This is a genomic window from Actinoplanes sp. NPDC051494 (assembly GCF_044454705.1).
GTDB lineage: Bacteria > Actinomycetota > Actinomycetes > Mycobacteriales > Micromonosporaceae > Actinoplanes.
The window spans coordinates 544,110-567,597 of the sequence record NZ_JBITDZ010000002.1 but is presented as its reverse complement, the minus strand read 5'-3'; the positions used below and the strand labels follow the sequence as shown (position 1 = coordinate 567,597).

16 protein-coding genes are annotated in these 23,488 nt (G+C 69.5%); 4 read left to right on the top strand and 12 right to left on the bottom strand.

Going from position 1 to position 23,488, the window contains the following annotated elements:
- Positions 1–6 precede the first annotated feature (6 nt).
- The 8 genes from mmsB to ACIA6A_RS09200 all read right to left on the bottom strand — a co-directional run bounded on the left by mmsB (position 7) and on the right by ACIA6A_RS09200 (position 8,502).
- Positions 7–1,332, bottom strand: a complete 1,326-nt coding sequence (mmsB, locus tag ACIA6A_RS09235; protein WP_396096985.1) for a multiple monosaccharide ABC transporter permease — start codon at positions 1,330–1,332, stop codon at positions 7–9.
- A complete protein-coding gene (gene mmsA / locus ACIA6A_RS09230; protein WP_396096984.1) occupies positions 1,329–2,879 on the bottom strand; it encodes a multiple monosaccharide ABC transporter ATP-binding protein in 1,551 nt (516 codons plus the stop codon). The genes mmsB and mmsA overlap by 4 nt, the downstream gene beginning before the upstream one ends.
- 201 nt (positions 2,880–3,080) lie before the next feature.
- Positions 3,081–5,246: an MMPL family transporter gene (locus tag ACIA6A_RS09225; protein WP_396096983.1), complete on the bottom strand. Its 2,166-nt coding sequence runs from the start codon at positions 5,244–5,246 to the stop codon at positions 3,081–3,083.
- Between the two features lies 1 nt (position 5,247).
- Positions 5,248–5,796, bottom strand: coding sequence for a TetR/AcrR family transcriptional regulator (locus tag ACIA6A_RS09220; protein ID WP_396096982.1), 549 nt, complete (start codon positions 5,794–5,796; stop codon positions 5,248–5,250).
- 78 nt (positions 5,797–5,874) lie between these two features.
- Positions 5,875–6,450, bottom strand: coding sequence for a styrene monooxygenase/indole monooxygenase family protein (locus ACIA6A_RS09215; protein WP_396096981.1), 576 nt, complete (start codon positions 6,448–6,450; stop codon positions 5,875–5,877).
- Positions 6,451–6,544: 94 nt separating this feature from the next.
- Positions 6,545–6,823 carry an FAD-dependent oxidoreductase gene (locus ACIA6A_RS09210; RefSeq protein WP_396096979.1) on the bottom strand — a complete coding sequence of 93 codons (279 nt, stop codon included), beginning with the start codon at positions 6,821–6,823 and terminating at the stop codon, positions 6,545–6,547.
- A gap of 10 nt (positions 6,824–6,833) precedes the next feature.
- Positions 6,834–7,577, bottom strand: coding sequence for a phosphatase PAP2 family protein (locus tag ACIA6A_RS09205; protein WP_396096978.1), 744 nt, complete (start codon positions 7,575–7,577; stop codon positions 6,834–6,836).
- A 517-nt stretch (positions 7,578–8,094) separates the two neighbouring features.
- Entirely contained in the window at positions 8,095–8,502 is a 408-nt protein-coding gene (locus ACIA6A_RS09200) for a MarR family winged helix-turn-helix transcriptional regulator (RefSeq protein WP_396096977.1), read from the bottom strand.
- Positions 8,503–8,633: 131 nt separating this feature from the next.
- Here ACIA6A_RS09200 and ACIA6A_RS09195 point away from each other — a divergent pair, with 131 nt between their 5' ends.
- On the top strand, positions 8,634–10,385 hold the full coding sequence (locus ACIA6A_RS09195; protein ID WP_396097616.1) for an ABC transporter ATP-binding protein: 1,752 nt from the start codon (positions 8,634–8,636) through the stop codon (positions 10,383–10,385).
- A gap of 69 nt (positions 10,386–10,454) precedes the next feature.
- Entirely contained in the window at positions 10,455–11,165 is a 711-nt protein-coding gene (locus ACIA6A_RS09190) for a response regulator transcription factor (protein ID WP_396096976.1), read from the top strand.
- On the opposite strand, the gene ACIA6A_RS09185 is transcribed toward ACIA6A_RS09190, so the two are convergent.
- Complete coding sequence (locus ACIA6A_RS09185; RefSeq protein WP_396096975.1) at positions 11,162–12,562, bottom strand: NAD(P)/FAD-dependent oxidoreductase; 1,401 nt, start codon at positions 12,560–12,562, stop codon at positions 11,162–11,164. The two genes, ACIA6A_RS09190 and ACIA6A_RS09185, sit on opposite strands and share 4 nt — an antisense overlap.
- 194 nt (positions 12,563–12,756) lie before the next feature.
- Here ACIA6A_RS09185 and ACIA6A_RS09180 point away from each other — a divergent pair, with 194 nt between their 5' ends.
- On the top strand, positions 12,757–14,118 hold the full coding sequence (locus ACIA6A_RS09180) for a class I SAM-dependent methyltransferase (protein WP_396096974.1): 1,362 nt from the start codon (positions 12,757–12,759) through the stop codon (positions 14,116–14,118).
- A 169-nt stretch (positions 14,119–14,287) separates the two neighbouring features.
- On the opposite strand, the gene ACIA6A_RS09175 is transcribed toward ACIA6A_RS09180, so the two are convergent.
- Both ACIA6A_RS09175 and ACIA6A_RS09170 read right to left on the bottom strand, forming a co-directional pair.
- Positions 14,288–15,046 carry an endonuclease/exonuclease/phosphatase family protein gene (locus tag ACIA6A_RS09175; protein ID WP_396096973.1) on the bottom strand — a complete coding sequence of 253 codons (759 nt, stop codon included), beginning with the start codon at positions 15,044–15,046 and terminating at the stop codon, positions 14,288–14,290.
- A 473-nt stretch (positions 15,047–15,519) separates the two neighbouring features.
- Complete coding sequence (locus ACIA6A_RS09170) at positions 15,520–16,779, bottom strand: MFS transporter (RefSeq protein WP_396096972.1); 1,260 nt, start codon at positions 16,777–16,779, stop codon at positions 15,520–15,522.
- 17 nt (positions 16,780–16,796) lie between these two features.
- Between ACIA6A_RS09170 and ACIA6A_RS09165 the strand changes: the two genes are divergently transcribed.
- Positions 16,797–17,882, top strand: coding sequence for a LacI family DNA-binding transcriptional regulator (locus tag ACIA6A_RS09165; RefSeq protein WP_396096971.1), 1,086 nt, complete (start codon positions 16,797–16,799; stop codon positions 17,880–17,882).
- A gap of 187 nt (positions 17,883–18,069) precedes the next feature.
- Here the strand turns inward: ACIA6A_RS09165 and pulA are convergent, their stop codons facing one another.
- Entirely contained in the window at positions 18,070–23,421 is a 5,352-nt protein-coding gene (pulA, locus tag ACIA6A_RS09160; protein WP_396097615.1) for a pullulanase-type alpha-1,6-glucosidase, read from the bottom strand.
- Positions 23,422–23,488: the final 67 nt, after the last annotated feature.

The window sequence follows — 23,488 nt, the reverse complement described above, 5'->3', positions numbered from 1 at the left end:
TGGCCGTCAGCCGGCCACCGTCGTCGTGGCGGGCTTGTCGCTCGCGTCCGACTGCTTTGTCGGGTCGGATGGTTCGTCCCGACGGAAGGGGCGCGTCAGGCTTCCGATGATCGAGAAGCGCCCCTGGCTCTTGTTGTAGACGTCCAGTGCGACCGCGAGCAGCAGCACCAGGCCCTTGATGATCTGCACCCGGTCGGAGCCGACGCCGAGCAGCTGGAGGCCGTTGTTGAGCACGGCCATGACTAGACCACCGACGATGGAGCCGGAGATGGTGCCGATACCGCCGGAGACCGCGGCGCCACCGATGAACACGGCCGCGATCGCGTCGAGCTCCCAGCTCAGGCCGTCCTGCGGGCCGGAGGCGGCGGAGCGGGCCACGAAGATCATGCCGGCCAGCGAGGCCAGGATCGACATGTTCATCATGACGAAGAAGTTGACCCGCTTGAGCTTCACACCGGACAGCTCGGCGGCCCGCGAGTTGCCACCGACGGCGTAGATGTGCCGGCCGCCGGCGGTGTTGCGGGTGTAGAAGCTGTACGCGATCACGAGGACCACGAGGATCAGACCGGAGACCGGGAAGCTGGTGCCGACCCGGCCACCGGCGAAGCGCAGCGTCACGAAGACCAGCACGGCGACCATGACGGCCATCCGGAAGACCGAGACCCACAGCGGCGCCGGCTCGGCGTTCATCTCCTTGCGGACCTTGCGGGCCTGCAGCTCACGCCACACGACGGCGAGGCAGGCGGCGAGGCCGAGCAGCAGCGTCAGGTTGTTGTAGCCGGTGTTCGGGCCGACCTCCGGCAGGAAGCCCGCGCCGATGTCCTGGAAGCCCTTGGGCACCGGGATGGTGTCGGCGTTGCCGACGTACTGGTTGGCACCGCGCCACAGCAGCATGCCGGCCAGCGTCACGATGAACGCGGGCACTCCCACGTACGCGACCCAGAAGCCCTGCCAGGCACCGATGGCCGCGCCGATCGCGAGGCCGAACAGGATGGCGACCGGCCAGGGCAGGTCCCAGTCCGCCATGGACTTGGCGACCAGGATGCCGGTGAACGCGGCGACCGAGCCGACCGAGAGGTCGATGTGGCCGGCGACGATCACCATCAGCATGCCGATGGCCAGGATCAGGATGTAGGAGTTCTGCTGGAACAGCGCGATCAGGTTGTCCGACCGCAGGGTCAGGCCGTCACCGAAGCCCACGCCCAGGTTGTTGGCGGTGAGGCCCTGGAACAGCAGGACGATCGCCACGAGGGTGAAGATCATGCCGAACTGGCGGGCGTTGGAGGTCGTGCCTCCGAACAGGTTCTTCTGAAGGTCCTTGAATCGGCTCATCGCGTCTGCATCTTCTTCGTCGAGGTCATCTGCTTCATGAGGGTCTCCGGGTCCGCCTGCTCGCGGGCGAGCTCGCCCGTGATCTGGCCTTCGAACACGGTGTAGATGCGGTCGCAGAGCCCGATCAGCTCAGGCAGCTCCGAGGAGATGACGATGATGCCCTTCCCCTGGTCGGCGAGCCGCTGGATGATGCCGTAGATCTCGTACTTGGCACCCACGTCGATGCCGCGGGTGGGCTCGTCGAGGATCAGCAGGTCGGGGTCGGTGAACATCCACTTCGCCAGGACGACCTTCTGCTGGTTGCCGCCGGAGAGCTTGGAGACGCCCTCGTCCACGGTCGGCGCCTTGGTGCGCAGTTCCTTGCGGTAGGCCTCGGCGGCCTCGTACTCCTCGACCTCGCTCAGCACGCCGCGGTGCGAGATCTTGGACAGCTTCGCGGCCACCGTCGACGTCTTGATGTCGTCGAGCAGGTTGAGGCCGATCGCCTTGCGGTCCTCGCTGACGTACGCCAGGCCGTGGTCGATGGCGTCGGCGACGGTCTTGAGCTTGATCTCCTTGCCGTCCTTGAAGATCTGCCCGGACTCGTAGACGCCGTAGGAGCGGCCGAAGATGCTCATCGCCAGCTCGGTGCGGCCGGCGCCCATCAGGCCGGCGAAACCGACGATCTCGCCCTTGCGGACGTTGAAGCTCTCGTGCTTGCAGACCTGGCGCTCGGCGGAGATCGGGTGGCGCACGTTCCAGTCGCGGACCTCGAAGAACACCTCGCCGATGGTCGGCGTGTGGTCGGGGAAGCGGCTGCTCAGCTCGCGGCCGACCATGCCCCGCACGATGCGGTCCTCGTCGACGCCGTCGGCCTTGACGTCCAGCGTCTCGACCGTCCTGCCGTCGCGCAGGATCGTGATCGAGTCGGAGATCGCCTCGATCTCGTTCAGCTTGTGCGAGATCATGATCGAGGTGATGCCGCGCTCGCGGAACCCGCGCAGCAGGTCGAGCAGGTGCTGCGAGTCGGCCTCGTTCAGCGCCGCGGTGGGCTCGTCGAGGATGAGCAGCTTGACGTCCTTGGCGAACGCCTTGGCGATCTCCACCAGCTGCTGCTTGCCGACGCCGATGTCCTTGATCAGGGTGTCGGGGTCCTCGCTGAGGCCGACGCGGGCCATCAGGTCGAGGGCCTGGCGCTGCGCGGACTTCCAGTCGATCGCACCGCGCTTGCGCGGCTCGTTGCCGAGGAAGATGTTCTCGGTGATCGACATGTCCGGGATGAGCGCGAGCTCCTGGTGGATGATCACGATGCCGGCGCGCTCGCTCTGCCGGATGTCCGAGTAGCGTGCCTCGGCGCCTTGGTAAACGATGTCACCCGAGTAGGTGCCGTACGGGTAGACGCCACTGAGCACCTTCATCAGTGTCGACTTCCCGGCGCCGTTCTCGCCACAGATGGCGTGGATCTCGCCGGCCTTCACGACCAGGTTGACATCGGAGAGCGCCTTGACTCCGGGGAACTCCTTGGTGATGGAACGCATCTCCAGGAGGATCGGGGCGTTCGTCGTCATCGCACGCACCCCCTCACGAACGTCATGGATGCCTCCGGGTCTGCTCTTCATCGAAGTTTGTTGCCGACGGCAACCTATTCCGATGAGAAGATGATTCGCAAGTTTCGAGATCACCCGTCAGGTAACAATCCTGCAATGAAGAACCGGGACGCCCTGGGGCGTCCCGGACCTCAACCGGTTAACCCGGTTTTGTTAACGCTCTCAAGCGCCGACCGGCACCTCGGCGGGACGTTCGTCCAGCTCCTCGCGCAGTTTCTCGCCCTCGATGTCGACGTTCGGCAGCGCCTTGTCGAGCCAGCGCGGCAGCCACCAGGATGCCCGGCCGAGCAGTGACACGACCGCCGGGACGATGGTCATCCGGACGATGAACGCGTCGATGGCGATGCCCAGCGCGAGCGCGAAGCCCATCGACTTGATGATCGGATCCTCGATCAGCGCGAAGCCGGCGAAGACGCTGATCATGATCAGCGCGGCCGCGGTGACCACGCGCGCACCGTGGCCCGTACCGCTGATGGTGGATTCCTGGACGCCGGCGCCGTGCACGAAGTCCTCGCGCATCCGCGAGACGAGGAAGACCTCGTAGTCCATCGCGAGCCCGAACAGGATGCCGATGAGCAGGATCGGCAGGAAGCTGACCAGCGGGCCGGGGGTGTCGAGACCGACGAGCCCGGCCAGGTGCCCCTCCTGGAAGATCAGCACCGTGACGCCGAACGTCGCACCGACGGTGAGCAGGAAGCCGAGGGCGGCCTTGAGCGGCACGAGGATCGAGCGGAACACGAGCATGAGCAGCAGGACCGACAGGCCGACGACCAGCAGCAGATAGATCGGCATGGCGTCGGAGAGCTTCTCGGAGACGTCGATGCCGACCGCGGTCTGCCCGGTCACCGACACGTCGGCACCGCCCAGTCCATGGGTCTTGTCCCGCACGTCGTGCACCAGCGCCTCGGTGCTCGCCGTGGTCGGGCCGTCCTTCGGGATGATCGCCAGCAGCGCGGTCTTCTTGTCCTGGCTGAAGTTCGGCGGGGTGACCGCGAGCAGGTTCTCGGTGCCCTGCAGCACCTGGATGGCCTGCTGGGAGGCGGCGGCGGTCAGCTCCGGGGTGTCACCGGAGACGACGAGCGCGAGCCGGCCGTTGAAGCCGGGACCGAAACCGGCGCTGACCAGGTCGGCGGCCTCGCGCGCGGGGGTGCCTTCGGGACCGGCGCTCGCGCCGGGCAACGCGAGCCGCATGTCGGCGGCGGGCAGCGCCAGCGCGCCGAGGCCGAGGATGCCGACCACGATGACGGGTACGCGGAACCGGGTCACGATCCGCGCCCAGCGGAAGCCGAAGCCCTCGGCCGGGACGACGCGCTCGGTGCGCAGCTTGCGGGGCAGCACCTTGTCCCCGGCGAAGCCGAGCAGTGCCGGGAGCAGCGTGAGGGCGACCAGCACGGCGACCGCCACGGTGCCGGCGGCGGCCAGACCCATCACGCTCAGGAACGGGATGCCGACCACGGACAACCCGGCCAGGGCGATGACGACGGTCAGGCCGGCGAACAGGACGGCGGAACCGGCCGTACCCACCGCGCGGGCGGCCGCGGCCTCCGGCTCGAGACCTTCGAGCAGGTGCTGACGGTACCGGGACGTGATGAACAGCGAGTAGTCGATGCCGACGGCGAGGCCGAGCATCAGGGCCAGCACCGGGGTGACGCTGGTCAGATGGAAGACGCTGCTGAGCGCGTACAGGCCGGCCATGCCCGCGCCGACGCCGATGAGCGCGTTGAGCATGGTCATGCCGGCCGCGACGAGCGAGCCGAACGTGACGACCAGGACCACCAGCGCGATGACCACACCGATGCCCTCGGTGCCACCGACCTCGGGCGGGGCGTTGAGCACCTCCCCGCCGTGCGCGACGGTCAGACCGGCTTGCTCAGCCGCGGCGCCGCTCTTCTCGTACGCGGAACGTTGCTCCTCGGTGATGTCGTCGGCCGCGCCGGTGAACTGCACCTGGATCAGCGCGTACCGGTTGTCCTGCGACAGGGCCTTGGTGGTGAACGGGTCGAGCGCGCCGACCACGCCGGGCAGCTGGTTGGCCTCCTGGACCAGGCCCAGCACAGCGCTCTTGAGCGGTTCGTCGGAGAGGGTCCGGGCCTCGGGCGCGCGCACCACGATGGTGCCGGTCGCGCCGCTGGCCTCGGGGAACTCGGTCTTGAGCGCGTCGATCGCGCGCTGCGACTCGGTGCCGGGCATGGTGAAGTCGCTCGAGGTCGGGCCCATGAAGGCCACCGCCGCGCCACCGAGGGCGGCGAGCAGCACGAGCCACAGCGCGACCACCGCTCTCCGGCGGCGGAACGAGGCCCGGCCGAGCCTGTACAGCAGGGTTGCCATGTCAGTCCTTGTCTGGAGGTGGGGGGAACAGGGCCCGGCGGGCGACCCCGGTGAGCGCGGGGCGCAGCTCGGCCGCGTCCCGCTGGTCGTCGATGACCACGCCGGCGATCCCGCCCAGCACCACCTCGGCGGCGATGAAACGGGCGGGATCGGGCGAGTCACCGGCGAAGATGGCGCAGAGCCGGTCGGTCATGGGCCGCACGGTGTCGAACGCCGGTTCATGCAGGAACTGCGGGATGACGTCGTAGATCAGGGCCACCTCGCGCCGGAAGCGCAGCACGAGATCGACAAAGCCGTCGATCGCCGCGGCTTGGACGTCGGCATTGTCCAGACCATCCAGGTACGTCATGAGCTCGGTGAGCGCTTGCACGGCGGGAGCCACCAGGGCGTGCAGGATCGCGTCCTTGGTCGCGAAGTGGTACAGCAGGGTGGCCTTCGAGCACCCGACCGCCGCGGCGATCTCCTGCAGGGACGTACCTTTGTAGCCGGTGCGGGTGAACTGCTCCGCCGCGACGCGGAGGATCTCGTCGCGGGTGCTGACGCGAACCATGATCGCCATCATGCCTGACCGATCGGTCAGAGACTGTCCGATCGGTCAGTAAAGTGGCTCAGGTTACACAGCGGTGAGCTACCGATCGACTGCGGACGGCGTCATGAACCAGTGGTCAAAATCGGACGGATCCGAGAAACCGTCCGCGAACCGCGTTGCGACCTGGGCATTCGCGGCGGCTGCAGCATCGCGTTCGTCCACTCCGTCGCGGCGCGCGCCGTCGACCACCGCGACGGGCTCACGCACGACCGGCGTGAACCGGCCTTGCAGCGTCGGCCGCGCGCCGGCGAGCCGCACGGACCCGGCCCGCGACGCCGCCCAGGGCACATACGTGCCGGCCAGGTCGAGCATCAGGGGCAGGTGCCGGGCGGGCTCCATCGGCTCACGCGCGGTCCACAGATCGGCCGGCCCACCGGGCAGCGCCTCCCAGAACAGGATGTCGCAGAGCCCGTCGAGGGTCAGGGCGGGAATGACGAAGAGCCCACCCACACCGGGTACGGCGTCGAAGCTCACGTGCGGTGCGGTGAACTCCGGATCCGGGCCCAGACCCCGCACGTACGCGATGGACAGCGCCCGTTGCGGGGCGGCGAACGCCGTACGCGCCGGGTCCGGCTCGACGATCGTCGTCAGGTCGCCCTTGCCGGCCGCGACCACCGTGAGCGGTAGCGCACCTCGGCCCCGCGCTGCTCCGCGAGCTCCAGCCAGGCGGCCATCTTGACCCGCTGGTCGACGCTGATCCCGGGGTGGGTCAGGCGCGCGCCGAACGCCGGCGCCCGCTCCCCCGGCGGCGCGGACAGCGAGAACCGCAGGCCCTCGAACGCGAGCGCCTGGGCGTCCAGAGGTTCAGGCCGTACGCCCGCTCGGTCTCGAGCGCGTCATGGAACATCGCCTGGGTGCTCAGCGGCGGCCCCTGCCGCAGCTCGCCGGGGGTGCGGGCGGAGACGACGGTGACCTCGAACCCCTCGGCGAGCAATCCCAGGGCGAACTGCAGCCCGGCCTGACCGGCCCCCACCACACAGACGCGCATGGCGACCATATCAGGACGAAGTGGACTCCGCGGGCTGTCGGTCGTGTGACCACGGAAGGATGAGAAGCACGGCGGTGAGCAGGGCACCCACCACGATCGCGTCGAGCCAGTAATGATTGCCGCTCGAGACGACCACCAGCAGGGTGATCAGCGGATGGGCCAGCCACAGCCACCGCCACCGCGACCGGGTCGCCACGATCAGCGCGATGGCGACGGCCAGCGCCCAGCCGACGTGCAGCGACGGCATCGCCGCATACTGGTTGCTGACCTGGTCGGTGTCGGGCGGCCCGTAGACCGCCGGGCCGATCAGGTGCCCGCTGTCGGCGAGCCCGGTGAACGCCATCATCCGCGGCGGGGCGAGCGGCAGCCCCAGGTGGATGAGCAGGGCCACCCCGGTCAGCGCGGCCAGCGTCCAGCGCATCCAGCCGTACAGCGCCGGGCGGCGGACGTACATCCACACCAGGGCCAGCGCGGTGGCCGGGAAGTGCACGTACGCGTAGTACGAGTTGATCAGCCGCATCAGCGAACGGTGATCGATGAACAACCCCTGCACGGCCGCCTCGGACGGCAACCGCAGGGCGCGCTCCAGGTCCCAGACCCGCTCGGCGTTCGCCATCGCGACCCCGGCATGCCCGGTGGCCAGCAACCGGGCCAGCTCATAGGCCAGGAACAGCCCGCCGACCAGCAGTATCTCCCGAACCGCCGCGAGCACGGCCGCCCGGCGCCCGTCCCTGGCGGACTCCACCACCGTCACGACGGCCCCCGTCCCCGCGCCGCCGCACGCGCCGCGCCCCGGAGATCTTGGCCCCCTGACATCGAGGTGTCACAATCCGGATACCCAGATGTGATCAGCCGCTCAACCCGGTGCCACCCTCTGGACACCCGCCCAACTCTCTGCTTCACCCCCGGGCCGGCCGGTCGAGCGGCACCCACCCACGCCCGCGCCCGCTCACCCGGGGCCGCCCACCCGGCAGCCCCACGCCTCGCAGCCCACGCCTCGGCAGCCCCGCGCCCTGCAGCCCGCGCCCCGCAGCCCCACGTCCCGCAGCCCCACGCCTCGCAGCCCACGCCTCGCAGCCTCACGCCTCGCAGCCTCACGCCTCGCAGCCCCAGGCCCCGCAGCCCCAGGCCCCGCAGCCCCAGGCCCCGCAGCCCCACGCCTCGCAGCCCCAGGCCCCGCAGCCTGCACACCGCACCCGGCAACCACGGCCGAGGCGGCCCCACCCCGGCGATCTCACCCCGAAGTGACCGCGGCGCGGCGGCGGGTCCGGTCAGTCGCGGAGTTTGCCGAGGATGCGGGCGAGCTCGTCGCGATCGGCCGGCTCGAGCGCGCCGAAGAAGCGTTCCGCCTCGGCCCGCCGGGTCGCCTTGATCCGCTCGGCGGCCGCCCGGCCGGCCGCGGTCAGCGACACCAGGGTGGCGCGCCGGTCGGCCGGGTCGTGGTCGCGCTCGACGAGGCCGCGGTCCTGGAGGTCGTCGATGACCTCGGTGGCGGAACGCGCGGCGATGCGCAGGTGCTCGGCCAGCACCCCGGGCCGCATGGAGCCGTGGCGGGTCAGCTCCCCGATCGCCCGGGCCTGGGACGGCGAGATCTCCAGCGGCTCGAGTGTCTCCTTGCTGAGGTGACGCAGGCGGCGGGCGACGGCCCAGAAGAGTTCGGAGAGTGTGCTGTCCTCCACAGGGAATATCGTACCAGCGGTTGCTGTTGTTCCCTCATGTTGAGGTAACCTCAGCAATATCGCGTTCCCGTGGAAAGAAGGCCCACTTGGCAGCCCCATCCGACACCGGCTCCCGCCGCTCCCCCAAGAAATTGACCGCCGCCGAGAAGAAGCAGGCGAAGGACGTCTCCCTGCGCCGCATCGGCCGGCTCTTCACCGCCCACCGGGCCCAGCTCACCGTCGTCGTCGCCATCATCGTGGTGTCCTCGGTGCTCGCCATGGCCTCGCCGTTCCTGCTCCGCGAGGTCATCGACGTCGCGCTGCCCGATCAGAACCTCACGCTGCTGGCCTGGCTCGTCGCCGGCATGGTCGCGGTCGCCGCGGTCACGTCCGCGCTGGGCGTGGTCCAGACCTGGATCTCCACCAAGGTCGGCCAGCAGGTCATGCACCGGCTGCGCACCGACGTGTTCACCCACCTGCACCGCCAGTCGGTCGCGTTCTTCACCCGCACCCGTACCGGTGAGGTGCAGTCCCGCATCACCAACGACATCGGCGGCATGCAGTCGGTCGTCACCTCGACCGCCACCTCGATCGCCTCGAACCTCACCACCGCCGTCGCCACCGCGGTCGCCATGGCCGCACTGAGCTGGCAACTGTCGCTCGTGTCGCTGGTCGTCCTGCCGCCCGCGATCTTCCTGACCCGCCGGGTCGCCCGGATGCGCCGCGAGATCACCGCGCAACGGCAGCGCGAGCTCGCCGACCTCAACGTCACCGTCGAGGAGGGCCTCTCGGTCAGCGGCATTCAGCTGAGCAAGACGATGGGTACGGGCGCCGCCCTCGTCGACCGTTTCACCGCCTCGTCGCAGCGCCTCATCGACCTGGAGCTGCGCTCGGAGCTCGCCGGCCGCTGGCGCATGGCGTCGATGAGCATCATCTTCGCCGCCATCCCCGCGGTGATCTACCTCAGCGCCGGCCTGCCGTTCACCGCCGGGACGCTGAGCATCGGCACCCTGGTCGCGTTCACCGCACTGCAGACCGGCCTGTTCCGCCCGCTGATGGGCCTGCTCGGCGTCGGCGTGTCGCTGACCAGCTCACTGGCGCTTTTCGCGCGGATCTTCGAATACCTCGACCTGCCGGTGGAGGTCGACGACCCGGCCCACCCGGTGACCGCCGACCCGGCCCGGATCGCGGGGCACCTGCGATTCGAGGACGTCACGTTCGCGTACCCGGGCAGCGAGACCGCCGCGGTCGCCGGCGTGACCCTGGACGTCCCGGCCGGCACCTCGCTGGCCCTGGTCGGTGAGACCGGTTCGGGCAAGAGCACCCTCGCCGCGCTCATCGCCCGGCTCTACGACCCCGGTTCCGGCCGGGTCACGATCGACGGCATCGACGTCCGCGACCTGCGCCTGGCCGACCTCGCCGGCATCGTCGGCGTGGTGAGCCAGGAGACGTACCTGCTGCACACCACGATCCGGGAGAACCTGCGCTATGCCCGCCCGGACGCCACCGACGAGCAACTGGAGCAGGCCGCCCGTGCCGCGCAGATCCACGACCTGATCGCCGCCCTGCCCGACGGTTACGACACCGTCGTCGGCTCCCGTGGCCACCGCTTCTCCGGTGGCGAGAAGCAGCGCATCGCGATCGCCCGTACCCTGCTGCGCGACCCTCGCATCCTGGTGCTCGACGAGGCGACCAGCGCGCTGGACACCGAGACCGAGCGCGCGGTGCAGCGCGCCTTCGACGAGCTGGCGAAGGGCCGCACCACGGTGACGATCGCCCATCGCCTCTCCACGGTCCGCGACGCCGACCAGATCGCCGTCGTCGACCACGGCCGGATCCTCGAGTCCGGCACGCACGATGCCCTGGTCTCCTCCGGCGGCCGCTACGCCACGCTCTCTGCGTGACGACGCGGTCACAGCTCATCCACATGTGCTGCTCAGGGTGGTCACAACGCCCCGGCCGAAGCTTTCCCCATGACGATGGCAACCTCAGCCGCTCCCGGCAGCCGCTACGGCGCCGCGGAACGACCCGCGCGGATCCTGGTGGTGGACGATGAGCCGTCGCTGGCCGAGCTGCTCACGCTGACGCTGAGCTACGAGGGCTGGGACGTCCGTAGTGCCTGCCACGGCGCGACGGCCCTGACCACGGCGGCCTTCTTCACCCCCGACGCGGTCCTGCTCGACGTGATGCTGCCCGACCTCGACGGTGTCGAGGTACTGCGCCGGCTGCGCAGCGAGTGGCCCGGGCTGCCGGTGCTGTTCCTGACCGCCCGCGACTCGGCCGAGGACCGTGCGGCCGGCCTGCTCGCCGGCGCGGACGACTACCTGACCAAGCCGTTCAGCCTGGACGACGTGGTGTCGCGGCTGCGCGTCGTTCTCGGCACCTCCGAGGTTGCCCCGGCCGGCACGGTGCTCAGCGTCGGCGACGTCGAGCTGACCGTGGAGAGCCGCAGCGTGCGCCGCGGGGGCGTGCCGGTGCCGCTGACCGGCGCCGAGTTCGAGGTGCTGCACCGCCTGATGCGCAGCCCGGGCCAGGCCGTGCCGGACCCGGAACTCGGCGAGCAGCTGCCCGCCGGGCTCCGAGCCGTGGTCACGTTGTGCCTGGCGTCACTTCGGCGCAAGTTGGGCGTACGGATAACCGTCGTGCCGGACGGCCCGGGACCGGCGCACCGCCTGGAGCTCTAGCTCTTCGCCTTGACCGGCTCTTTCACCGGCTCTTTTTTCAGCGCGGCCTCGGCCTCGGCCTCGGCCCGGCGGCGCTCGAACGGGTCACCGTATTCACGGACCGCCATCCGGGCGTAGGACTGCTGGAACGTCGCCACCCGTTCGGAACGGCCCCGGCCCAGGAAGCTGACGAACCAGTGCACCACCGCGGTGAACCTGTTCTTGAAGCCGACCATGTAGAGCAGGTGGACGGCGAGCCACATCAGCCAGCCGATGAAGCCGGACAGGTGGATCTTGCCGATGCTGGCCACCGCGTGGAACCGCGACACCGTCGCCATGCTGCCCTTGTCGAAGTACTCGAACTTCTGACCGGTCTCCTGCCGCTTGAGGCGGCGCTTGATCTGGTCGGCCGCGTGCCGGCCGCTCTGGATCGCGACCTGCGCGACGCCGGGCAGGCCGTTGAGCGCCATCATGTCGCCGACCGCGAAGATCTCCGGGTGACCGGGCAGCGAGCAGTCCTGCTCGACCATGATCCGGCCGGCCCGGTCGGTCTCGGCGCCCGCCGCGGCCGCGAGCTTGCGGGCCAGCGGCGGTGCGGCGACCCCCGCGGCCCACATCTTGGTCATCGACTCGATGCGCTCGGTGCCGCGCTTGGTCTTGACGTCGATGCCGGTCGCGTCGACGCCGGTCACCATGGTCTCCAGCTCAACCTCGACGCCGAGCAGGTGCAACTGCCGCAGCGCCCGGGTGGACAGCGCGTCACCGAACGTCTTGAGCACCGCGTCCACGGCGTCGATCAGGATGACCCGGGCCCGCTTGGGGTCGATGTGCTTGTACTGCCCGGCGAGGTTGCGGTGGGCCAGCTCGGCGATCTGCCCGGCCATCTCCACCCCGGTCGGGCCGGCGCCGACGACCACGAACGTCATCCAGCGTTCCTGCTCGGCGGGATCGGTCTGCAGGTCGGCCAGCTCGAACGCGCCGAAGATCCGGGCGCGCAGCTCCAGCGCGTCGTCGATGCTCTTCATGCCGGGCGCGTGGTCGGCGAACTGGTCGTTGCCGAAATACGACTGGGACGCGCCGGCACCGACGATCAGCGTGTCGTACCCGACCTCGTAATCGATGCCCGGCGCCGAGACGGAAACCTTCTTGGCCTCGACGTCGATGTCGGTGACCCAGCCGAGCTTCACGTCGACGTTGTCCTGCCGGCGCAGGATCTCGCGGATCGGCGGGGCGATCTCGCCCTCGGAGAGGATGCCGGTCGCCACCTGATACAGCAGCGGCTGGAACAGGTGGTAGGCGGTGCCGTTGATCAAGGTGATGTCGACATCGGCGTTCTTGAGCGCCTTCGTCGCGAAAAGACCGCCGAAACCGGCACCCACGATCACCACACGATGCCGGTGAGCAGTGCGATCAGCCATTTTCCGGGCCTCCGGTCCTCATGGTCGTGTTCTCGTACGGTATCAACGACCCAATGGAATCTCAGTTCGTGTTGTTCCCTGGACGTCACCATGTACTAACCCGATTCCAGGCCGGGTATCTGGCTGATTTCCCGGACTCGACGATCATATGGGCGGTAACCTCCGCAAACCACGCGAACACCAAGCGCAACCCGGTGCCGTTCCACCGCCGGGAAGCCGCGATCGAGCGCTTCAGCGTGCTCGCCGGCCTGCGCTCGCTGGTCGTCCCGGTCTTCGACACCGCGCCCACCGACCGCTTCGCCGAGGTCACCCTCAAGAACGTCGCGGTGGCCACCGGCATCACGCTGACCCCGGAGAACACCGTGGTCGCGTGCTCCACACCCCAGGTCGCCGCCCTGTACGAGCTGCTCGGCTTCCGCATCGCCGGCGTCGAGGCCGCGCTCAGCCCCGTACCGGAAAGGCCCTGGGATGTGCTCCTGCGCCTTGCCGCCGGGGACGAGACGTGGCGTGAGCTGGCCCACCCGGCCACAGCCGACGTCTTCGACCGCTACCGGCTGGTCGACACGGTCCGCACGGTGATGAACGACCCGGTCGTCGGCGACGAGGGCGGCCTGACCACGACCCGTGACTACCGCACCTACGCGGAGGCGTTCGCCGACGCGGCCGAACGCAAATGGGACCTGGTCCGCCCGCACGTGCGACCGGGCCGGATCGTGGACATCGGCTGCGGCGCCGGCGCGGTCCTCGAACGCGCCGACCAGGAACCGGCCCTGCGCGAGAGCGACCTCATCGGCGTCGAGATCGCCCGGCACCTCTACGACGAGTGCGTGCACAAGAAGGCCCAGGGCTTCTTCCGCAACGCCAACGTCTACTTCTACCGCCGCAACGTGCTCGGCGGCGCCATCTTCCCGCCACGCTCGGTCGACACGACGCTGACGTTCGCGCTCACCCACGAGATCTGGTCCTACGGCGACCGGGCCACCTCACTGCGGGCGTTCGCGCAGGCCATCTACGACCACACCGCGCCCGGCGGCGTCTGGATCAACAGCGACGTCTGCGGCCCGGACGGCCGCGACCGCACGATCCGGCTCACCCTGAGTGACACCGACGGCAACAACCCCGCTTCGGTACGACGTGAGCTCGCGTCCCTGTCGACCCCGGAAGTCGCGGAGTACGTCGGCGGCCTGTCCACCCGGGCCCGCCTGGACCAGTTCGCCACCGACTACCGTTTCCCGTTCTCGTTCACCCCCGTCGACGCCACCACCGTGGAACTCCCGTTCGGCGACGCGATGGACTACCTCACCCGCAAGGACTACCCGGACAACTGGCTCTCCGAGACCCAGGAACAGTTCTGCGGCTTCGAGTTCGCCGACTGGAAGTCCCTGCTCACCGACATCGGCTTCGAGATCGACCCGGCGTCGGAGACCCTGCGCAACGAGTGGATCGTCGACAACCGCCTGGCCCCGGTCGCGTCCCTGACCACCCCGTCCGGCACCCCGGTCGACTGGCCGGTCACCCACGTCTTCCTGGTCGCCCGCCGACCCCTGAACACCTAGCGGAGCCGGATCTTCACATAACCCGAGTTGCGATGACTCCAGTCACGAGAACGGAGAGTAGTCGTAGTTTCTGACTCGCCGACGGTCTTCCGTCTTGCCGCACCGCCACCTGATCCTGATCCGTGCCAGCTGCCGCCCGTCTCCGGGAGCACCCGCCGGAGACCCGCCCCTAACGTCCGGACGCGGCAAGGATCCGGGGCGGCTCCAGGGTGGCCGCGGGCACGGACACCGTGAGAGTCGCGCGGACCGGAAGATGGTCCGAGCCGACCGCCGGACCGACCCCGGTCTGCGTGGCGGTGACTCCCGGCCCGGTCAGGATGTGGTCGATCTGAGCCACCGGACGATGCGCCGGCCAGCTGCGCCCACGGACCGAGGGCCGGTGGGCGCCACCCAGCCAGACGGTAGGACGGCACATGTTCAGATCGCCGGCGATGACCGTCGGGACCGAGGAACCGGCCAGACCCGCGAGCAGACGGCGCATCTGAGCCGGGCCGTGGGCCAGCCGGTGGGTCAGGTGGACGTCGACAACCCGAAGCACACCGGTCTCGCCGACGGGGATCTCCGCGACCAGCGCCCGGCGAACGCCCACCACGTCACCGGGGGCCGCACCGAGGGGGATCGTGCCGAGGCTGCGCCACGGGATCCGGCTCATGACGGCCAGCCCCCAGGCCCCGGTCTCGGTGTCGTCATCCGCGACACCGAGACCGGCGAGGGTACGACCGGTGATCACGTCGATCTCCGCGTACGCCCGGTAGCCGCACACCTCCGCGGCCCGTTCGGCGACACTCCGCTCCCCGACCGGACGCCAGTTCTCCTGCACCACGATGACGTCGGTGTCCAACGAGGCAACGGCGGCCTCCACCGAATACCGCCCCGACGCACGGTCGCGGCCGGCGTGCAGGTTCAAGCTGGCCAGACTCAGGCTCACCGGTGTTCTCCGTCCGCTCCGTCACTCGGCTGATCTATCGCGAGCTTGGGCCCGGAATCTGAGGAGAACGTGTGCCCGTCCTGAGAGATCGAGGGCACAGCGTGTGGGGCGTCCTAGGATCCTAGAAGTATTTCCGGATGCTCTGCGGGCCCGATCCGGCCGACAGTGCCGCCTGCCGCCTGCCGCGTTCCCCTTCGGCGTGGGCTTATGACAACAGACCTCCGCGGACGAGGCCGCCCCATGAATGGCGACGGGCATCGAACGCGGGGCCCCTGGCTCACTAGAAGTTCGGCGGGTGTGATCGACAGGGCTACAAGCCCGTCAGACACGCGAGGTCGTGCGGCCCTCACGACCGGCGCAAACGCCCGACCTCACGACCGGCGCAGCGCACGGCCTTCACGACTGGCGTACTGCCCAGACCCCCACAGCTGGCGTACTGCCCGGACCCTCACAGCTGACGTATCGCCCGGCCTTCACGGATGGCGTATCGCCCGGCCCTCACGGCGGGTGAGTGAGACAACCGGGGCTGCGAGGCAGGTGAAGAGCCCAGCAACGGCGGCGACGGCCAGGAACGCGGTACGCAGGCCATCGGCGTCGGCGAAGAAGCCGACAAAGACCGGACCCGCCAGAAAGCCCAGGTAGGCCGTGGTCGCGACCCGCGAAGTAGCCCGGCCTCGTCGCGTACCGTCGATGCCGGAAAGCGCCGCGCTGATCAGTGTTGGATAGAGGATCGCGGTCCCGCCGGCCGCAACAGCGAGTCCCACCAGCGCCACGACGAGATGATCTGAGACAGCGACGAGCGCCGTACCTGCCATGGCGGCGGCCCCGCCGCCGAGCAACATGCCTCTCGGATGGCGGCGGCTCAGGTCTCCCGAGACGAACCGGGCCACACTGGCGACAGCGGCGAACACCGCCGGGGCGGCGGCACTGAGCCCCGCCCCCGAACCGAGGACGTCGTGCAGGAACACCGCCGACCAGCTCTGGTGGGCGTTCTCTACCGCGAACGCAAGCGCCGCCACCATCCCGACCGTGACCAAGGGCAGGACCGCCAGTCTCCCGGCCTGTCTGGCGACCAAGGCCACCCGCTGGCTGCCTCGCTCAGGCAACCCCGATCCGTCACTCAGTCCGTCCCCCTCACCCAACCTGGCCCCCTCACCCAACCTGGCCCCCTCGTCCGGTCCGGCCCACTCCCCCAATACAGGTGCATGAGTCGGGTGACGACCGACAAGGAAGAAGCCGGCGGCCAGGGCTCCGACCAGGACCAGGGCGAAAGGTAGAACGACAGGAGCATCCACAGCCGTGGAAAGGCCCGTCAGAACGCTGCCGCCGACGACCGCCGCCGAGAATGTCGCATGGGAGCGAGCGATCACCGGTTTGGCCGCCTTGTTCTCCGCATCCGCGGAGAGGGCGTTGATGGCAACGTCCGCGGCGCCTGAGGTCGCGCCGATGACGAGCAGGCCCCCACACAGCGCGGGAAGATTGTGGGCGGCCAGGATCGCCGCCGGCCCGGTGAGGCCCAACAGGATGATGGTGACGGCGGTGACGCGGACACCCCAGCGGTCGATCGCCCTGCCGACAAAGGCCATCGCTGGCAGAGCTCCGAGGCCGATGAAGAGCAGGGCATATCCCAGCTGGGCGTCGGTGACTCCGGCTTGGTCACGCACCGCGGGGATCGACGCGCCCCAAGCACCCCAGAACGCGCCGAAGACAATCCAGGGACTGTAGACCTTCATCTGTGTATCGTTACACAATGGCTGTGACGATGGCGGAGGTCGCCGCCCGGGCGGGAGTCTCGGTGATGACGGTTTCCTATGCTTTCAGCAGGCCGGAACGGGTTTCTGCCACAACGCGTGATCTCGTGCACCGGACCGCGCAGGAGATGGGATACACCGGCCCCGACCCCGGCGCTCGGGCTTTGCGCACCCGGCGGGCCGGGGCCATCGGGGTCGTGCTGGGTGAGCACCTGACCTACGCGTTCGAGGATCCGCAAGCGACCAGGTTCCTGGCCGGGGTGGCCGCGGTCTGTGTGGAGGCCGGGCTGGGGCTGACGCTCATCCCCGTGACCGGCGGCCCGGGTGACGCGGACCGGGTGCGTGAGGCGGCGGTGGACGGCTATGTCGTCTGGACCACCGCTGATGACGACCCGGTGCTGGAGGTGATCGGCCGCCGACCCGCGGTGGTGGCCGGCGGACCGGCGGTGCCCGGTGCCGGCCTGGTGACGATCGACGACCGGGCCGCTGCCCGGGCGGTCGGATTGGCCGTCTTCCGGGGAGCCCGCTCCCCCGCCGTCCTGTCGTTCCCGATGGGGCGCGACCGGATCCCCCGCTTGGTGTCGGGGCCTGACCCGGAAAGTGCGCTGTTCCCGGTCACCAGGCTGAGGCTGGCCGGATACCGGGACGCGATCACCGAACTCGGCGGAGACTGGGCGACCGTGCGGGTCCTGGTGCTTGCCCGCAACGATGCCGCGGAGGCACGGGCCGCCGCGTCCGCGATCGAGGACGCCGATGCTGTCGCGGCGATGAGCGACCAGATAGCGCTGGCCCTGCCGGACTGGCAGGACGGAAGAGCCGCCGGACGACGGGCCACCGACGCCGGAAACACCAGCGAACCGACGGGGGCGAGCCATGCGGTGAGCCGGCGGATCTCCGGATGGGATGACACTGCGGCCGCGGCCGTAGCCGGGTTGACCACGGTTTCGCAGTCGTTGCGGGATCAGGGGAAGGCTTGTGCCCGGCAGGTGGTGTCAGGTGTCGTCGGTGTGGAACAGGCGCGGTGGAGGCTTGTAGAGCGGGCCTCCACCGCGGGGCCTGCCGACGAGGTGAGCGCAGACGGATGAGCGGCAACTCCAAACGGATCCGGGATGTCCTGAAACTGCGAGCCTGGCCGGGTCCGGCCGGGACGGGCGGACTGGGCGGGTTGGGCTGGGCGGGTTGGGCTGGGCGGGTTGGGCTAGGCCACGCTGGGAGGTGTTGGGCCGCTGTCGGAGGGGGCGTTGATTGCGGTCCTGGCTCGCCGGAGCGGTCTCAGCTCTGGACGAATACCGAGACCGAGCGGGCCGGGACGGTGAAGGTGCCGGTTGCCGGGGCGAACGTTGCGGTTCTGAGGATCGGGTCCGCTGAGGCCTGCTGCTCCGGATGGAGGGTCACCCGGGCTCCGCGAAGGGAGCTGACCGTCTGGGTTGCTGTCGACGGGGTGGCGTTGAAGACCACGGTCACCGACTTCCAGCGGCGGTCCACGCCCTGGCTGTCCAGTTTCATCGTTATGACGCCGGGGGTCTCGTCCGCGCCGGAGAGCGGGAACGACAGTCGCTGCTGGATCGACTCGGCGGTGGGCAGGGCGAAGACCGGGGACGAGTTGCGGATCCTCAGGAGTTCCAGGTAGCGGGCGTTGGCCAGTCTCATCGCCGCGCAGCCTGGGACCAGGGACGGGTCCGCGAGCAGGGGCTTCGCGTACGGCCACTTGGTCTCGTTGTCGGGCGCGGGCGGCAGGCCCTTGCCGAAGCCGTTGCCCTGATCACAGTTCCAGTTGATGCGGTTGAACCAGTCGCCGGAGTTGAAGGAGTTGTCGTCCAGGGACTTCGAGCGGAGCTGCTCACTGCCGGTGGTGACAAAACCCGGACCCTGGCCCAGCGCCGTGGTGGCGAGGGCCACGGACTGCTGGCGGGCCCGGTCGATGGGCGAGGTCGCCTGCGGGAGCTTGTAGGCCAGCGCGTCGTACAGGATCTCGTTGTCGTGGGCGTCCACGTAGGCGATCGCCTCGCCGGGTGCCGCTGTGTACCCGGCCGGGGCTCCGTTGTAGTCGATCTGGGCTCCGGTGTGGGACTTGCCGTCGGTCCCGACGAAGGTGTAGCCGGCCAGGTTCCCGGTGAGACCGACCTTGATCAGGTCCTGGTCGTGCAGCAGGCGGGCCCGCTGCTCCGCGGGTGTGCCGTTGACGGGGTCGCCGTTGGGGTCGGTGTAGAGCCCCGACCCGAAGCCCTGGACGCGGGGATTGTCGTCGAAGGGGCCGCCGCCCCGGACGGCATCGCGCTGGCGGTCGTTGAAGGTCGCCACGCCGGTGCCCGCCATGTTGGCCTGGCTGGCCTGCTCGAAGCGTGCGTCGCCCACGACCTCGCCGAAGTCCCAGCCCTCGCCGTACAGGAGGATGTTCTTGCCGTCGACGCCGTCCTTGGCGGGTGTGAGGCGGTCGAGGGCCGCCCGGACCGCCAGGATGTTGTCCCTGGGGTGGTGGCCCATGAGGTCGAAGCGGAAGCCGTCGATCTTGTAGGCGCGGGCCCAGGTGACGATCGAGTCCACGACGAGTTTGCCCATCATCGTGTTCTCGGGGGCGGTGTTGAAGCAGCAGGTGGAGTTGGCGACGGCGCCGTCCCCGAGCAGCCGCTGGTAATAGCCGGGAACGATCTGATCGAGCACCGAGTACTGCGCGGTGCCCGCGGCCGCGGTGTGGTTGTAGACGACGTCGAGCACCACGCGCAGGCCCGCGTTGTTGATCCCGGCCACCATCTGCCGGAACTCCTTGGTACGGCCGGCGCCCTGCGGATCGGTCGCGTAACCGCCCTCGGGCGTGGTGTAGTGCAGCGGGTCGTAGCCCCAGTTGTAGCCGTCACCCTCGGCCACCTCGGCGACACACTTCTGCTGCAGATCCGAGTCGGGTGGCAGCGAGGCCAGGTCGCAACGCGGCTGCAGCTGGTCGGCGTGACGTTCCGGGGTGGACGCGAAGTCGAAGACCGGTAGCAGGTGGGCATGGGTGGCCCCGGCGTCCGCGAGCTCTTTCAGGTGCCTCATGCCCGGTGTCCGCGGGTCGTGGAACGCGCGGTACGTGCCTTCGGGCGAGAAGTCGCGTACCGAGAGCTCGGTGATCTGAGTGTTACCTTTCTTCGCGACGGGTTTGCGCAGGGACGCCCAGCCCGCGGGGATCAAATCCGGATCGGCGAGATCCGCGATCTGGCTGTGTGTGGAGTCCGCCGACAGCGCGATCGAGTAGGGGTCGGTGACGCTCGCGGTGACCACTCTCTGTTCGGTGGGCTGCCATGCGGTCACGCGATAGCGGTAGTACTTGCCCTTCCAGTCCTTGGTGCCGCGGACCGACCAGACACCGGTCCGCGCGTCACGCCACATGGCCACGCCGCGCGGCGTCGATGTCGGCGAGTCGAACAGTTCCAGACTCACGGACTGCGCGGTCGGGGCCCAGACGGCCAGTTTGGGGCGTCCCGCGGTGAAGACCGGGCCGAGGGTGGCCCTGGCAGCCGCGGAGTACAGGTCGTCGAGCGCACCCGCGAGCTGCACACCGGTCGCGGACAGGAGCTTGCCGGCGGCATCGCGTTCGGTGACCGCGATCTGGCCTTTGAGGATCTCGCGGACGTCGCTGCGGGGCAGTTTGAAGGTGTTGTACTGCCACAGATGGGGGAATCTTCCCCGTTGCGCCTCGGTGAGCCCGTTGCGTTGCGCGCTCAGGCGCAGGCTGTGCTGGGGCGCGGCGGGGTCGAGCCCGCCCTGCGAGGCCCAGACCAGGTCGTAGACCCGGCCGTCGGTGCCGGCGCCGGTCGGCTCGAGCGTGCTGCCGGTGCCGGTCTTCCAAGCGATGGTCGAGCGGTCGAGCCAGATCGCGGCCGACTTCGTGACATCGGTGGTGCCACCTCCCGCCGCCTTGCGGACCGGGGGCACCAGCCTGTCGGGGACGCCCGAGAGCGTCCATATCTCCCGCCCGGCGGTGGCGAAGTCGACGCGCTGATCACCGGGCAGGTCTTTGGCGTCACCGTTGTGCACGATGTAGTTGAGGCCGGTGGCACCGGAGGCGAGCGGCACCCGGAACGTCACGCCGAACGCGTCCGAGGCGGCGGGCTGCAGTGGAGCGGCCCAGTCGGTCGGATTCGCGGCGCCTTCCCAGACGTGCAGTCCCCAGCCGGTGTAGTCACCGCCGGTTCGCCGGTAATGGATGATGGCGGTGGTGGGGTCCTGCGGCGAGCCGGGCGGCGAGGTGCCGACTGCCGGATCACCCTGTTTCAGCCACACCTCAGGATTGACCGTGGGGTCGAGGAAGCGGTCTGCTGCCACGTCTTTCACCCCGTTCTTGTCCACGACGACGAGACCGACGCTCTTCGCGCCGGGCTTGAGCTTCACCCAAGCAAAGCGACCGTACGCGTCCTCGCCCGCGAAAATTTGGCCCTGTGGATAACTCGTCTGCGCGGACGGATCGATGTCCCCGAAGGCGTAAAGTCCCCAGTCGTCGTAGTCGCCGGCCGGGCGTTGATAGTGGATCACGGCATAGTCCGGACCTGCGGTGATGGCCGGTGTCCCGACCTTGATGCCGCGTGTCGCCATGGCTGTCCGGCCCCGGCTGTCTCGCACGGTCGCCCGGTAGGTGACCTCGGTCCCACCGGCCAGCCCGGCCAGGTCGTGGTGGACGGCCGGGCCGGTGCCGAGGCTCTCCCAGCGGCCGCGACCGGTGCGGGCCTCGACCGTCACGGTGGCGAGCGGGTCGCCGGTCGTGGCCGTCGTCACGTCGGCCCGGGTGGGCACGAGCGCACCGGCCTGTGGTGACGTGAAGCCGACAGTCGGGGCCGCTGCGGACAGCGGAACGGTCTTCGCCGCGCGGTAGACGACCGCTGACAGCGCGGGGACGGTCACGGTGAGCTTGCCGTTCGCGCCGGTGACCTTGCCGCCCGCGCCGCCGTAGACGCCCTGGAACGAGGAGCCGGCGGTCCACGTGTCCACGGTGACGGTCTGTGTGGTGGTCGCGTTGTTCACGGCGACGACGTATTCGCGGCGTTCCGCGTCGTTGATCCGGGACGTGGCGAAGATTCCCGGGCCGTCGGCGGCGTACCTGGTGATCTGTCTGCCGTCACGCAGTGCCGGGTGCGCCTTGCGCAGTGCGCCCAGGGTGGCGATGGTCCGGTAGAGGGGGTGGCCGGTCTCGAAGTTGGCCTGGGCGTGGGTGCGGTCGGTGCCGATCAGGTCGTCGTCGAGGTAGTCGGCCGTCCGGCTCGCGAACATGTCCTGGCGGGCGTCCTTGTCGCCGCCGGGGCCGGTGAATCCCTGCTCGTCACCGGAGTAGATCACCGGCTGACCGCGGGTGAGGAACATGAGCTCGTGGGCGAGCTGGTCGCGGCGCAGGTATGTGCCCGGGTCACCGGAGCCGGCTTCGATGAACGAACCGATGCGGCCCATGTCATGGTTGCCGAGGAATGTGGGCAGCCGTCCCGCACTCGTGCTGACGGTGGTGTACAGGCTGTCCTTGGCGTACACGTCGGCGAGGTCCTGGGCCGAGCCGCCGTCGGCGGTGAAGGACTTCGCCGCGGCCTGGAAGGAGAAGTCCAGGGTGGCCGGCAGACCGCCCCGGCGGACGTAGGTGGATTCGACTTCCTGATCGGCGCTGTAGACCTCGCCGAACATGAAGAAGTCCGGCTTGCCGGCCTTGGCGGCGGCGTTCTCGACACCCTGGGAGAACTGCGGCCAGAAGTCGAGGTCGGTGTGCTTGACGGTGTCGAGGCGATAACCGTCGATGCCGGTCGAGCCGATCCAGTCGGCGTAGATCTTGGTCATGCCGCTGACCACCTCGGGACGTTCCGTCCACAGGTCGTCGAGGCCGAAGAAGTCGCCGTACTCGCTGTCCTCGCCGGTGAACGTGGTGTCGCCGCGGTTGTGGTACATCGCCGGGTCGTTGAGCCAGGCGGGGACCTTGACCTTCGCGTCGGCGGGGTCGATGACCGGCGTGTACGGGTACGACCCGTCGTCCACCGCCGGGAACGCGCGCGTGCCGTCGGCGTAGTTGCGGTCCTCGAAGGTCCGGCCCTGGGCGTCGAGGTAGGGCTGGGCCGACTTGTCGACGTACGCGTATTCGTTCTCGGCGTACTTGATGATGTCTGCGGTGTGGTTGACGATGATGTCGAGGTAGATTTTCATGCCGCGCCGGTGGGCGAGCTGGACCAGGCGCTTGAGGTCGGCGTTGGTGCCGAAGTGCGGGTCGACCTGGGTGAAGTCGGTGATCCAGTAGCCGTGGTAGCCGGCCGAGACGTCGTTGCCGCTGCCCTGCACCGGGCGGTTCTTGAACACCGGGGCGAGCCAGATAGCGGTGGTGCCGAGGCCCTGGATGTAGTCGAGGCGGTTGATCACGCCCTGCAGGTCGCCGCCGTGGTAGAACCCCTTGTCCGCCGGGTCGTAGCCGGTGGCGAGCCGGTCCCCGCCGAGGCCGCCGCGGTTGTTCGCGGTGTTCCCGTCGGCGAACCGGTCCGGCAGTGCGAAGTAGAACTGCTCATTGGGCGGGGCAGGTCTCGCGACCGGCGGTGGCGCCGCGGAGACCGAGGAGGCGGCCGTCACCCCCGATCCCGCACCCAAGGACAGAACGACGGCCAGCAGCAACCGGCTCACGCGCGACATCTGCACATCGAGACCTTCCTATGGACGCGGACGACGCACGCTAACCTTCCGGCGAATGTCCATGCAA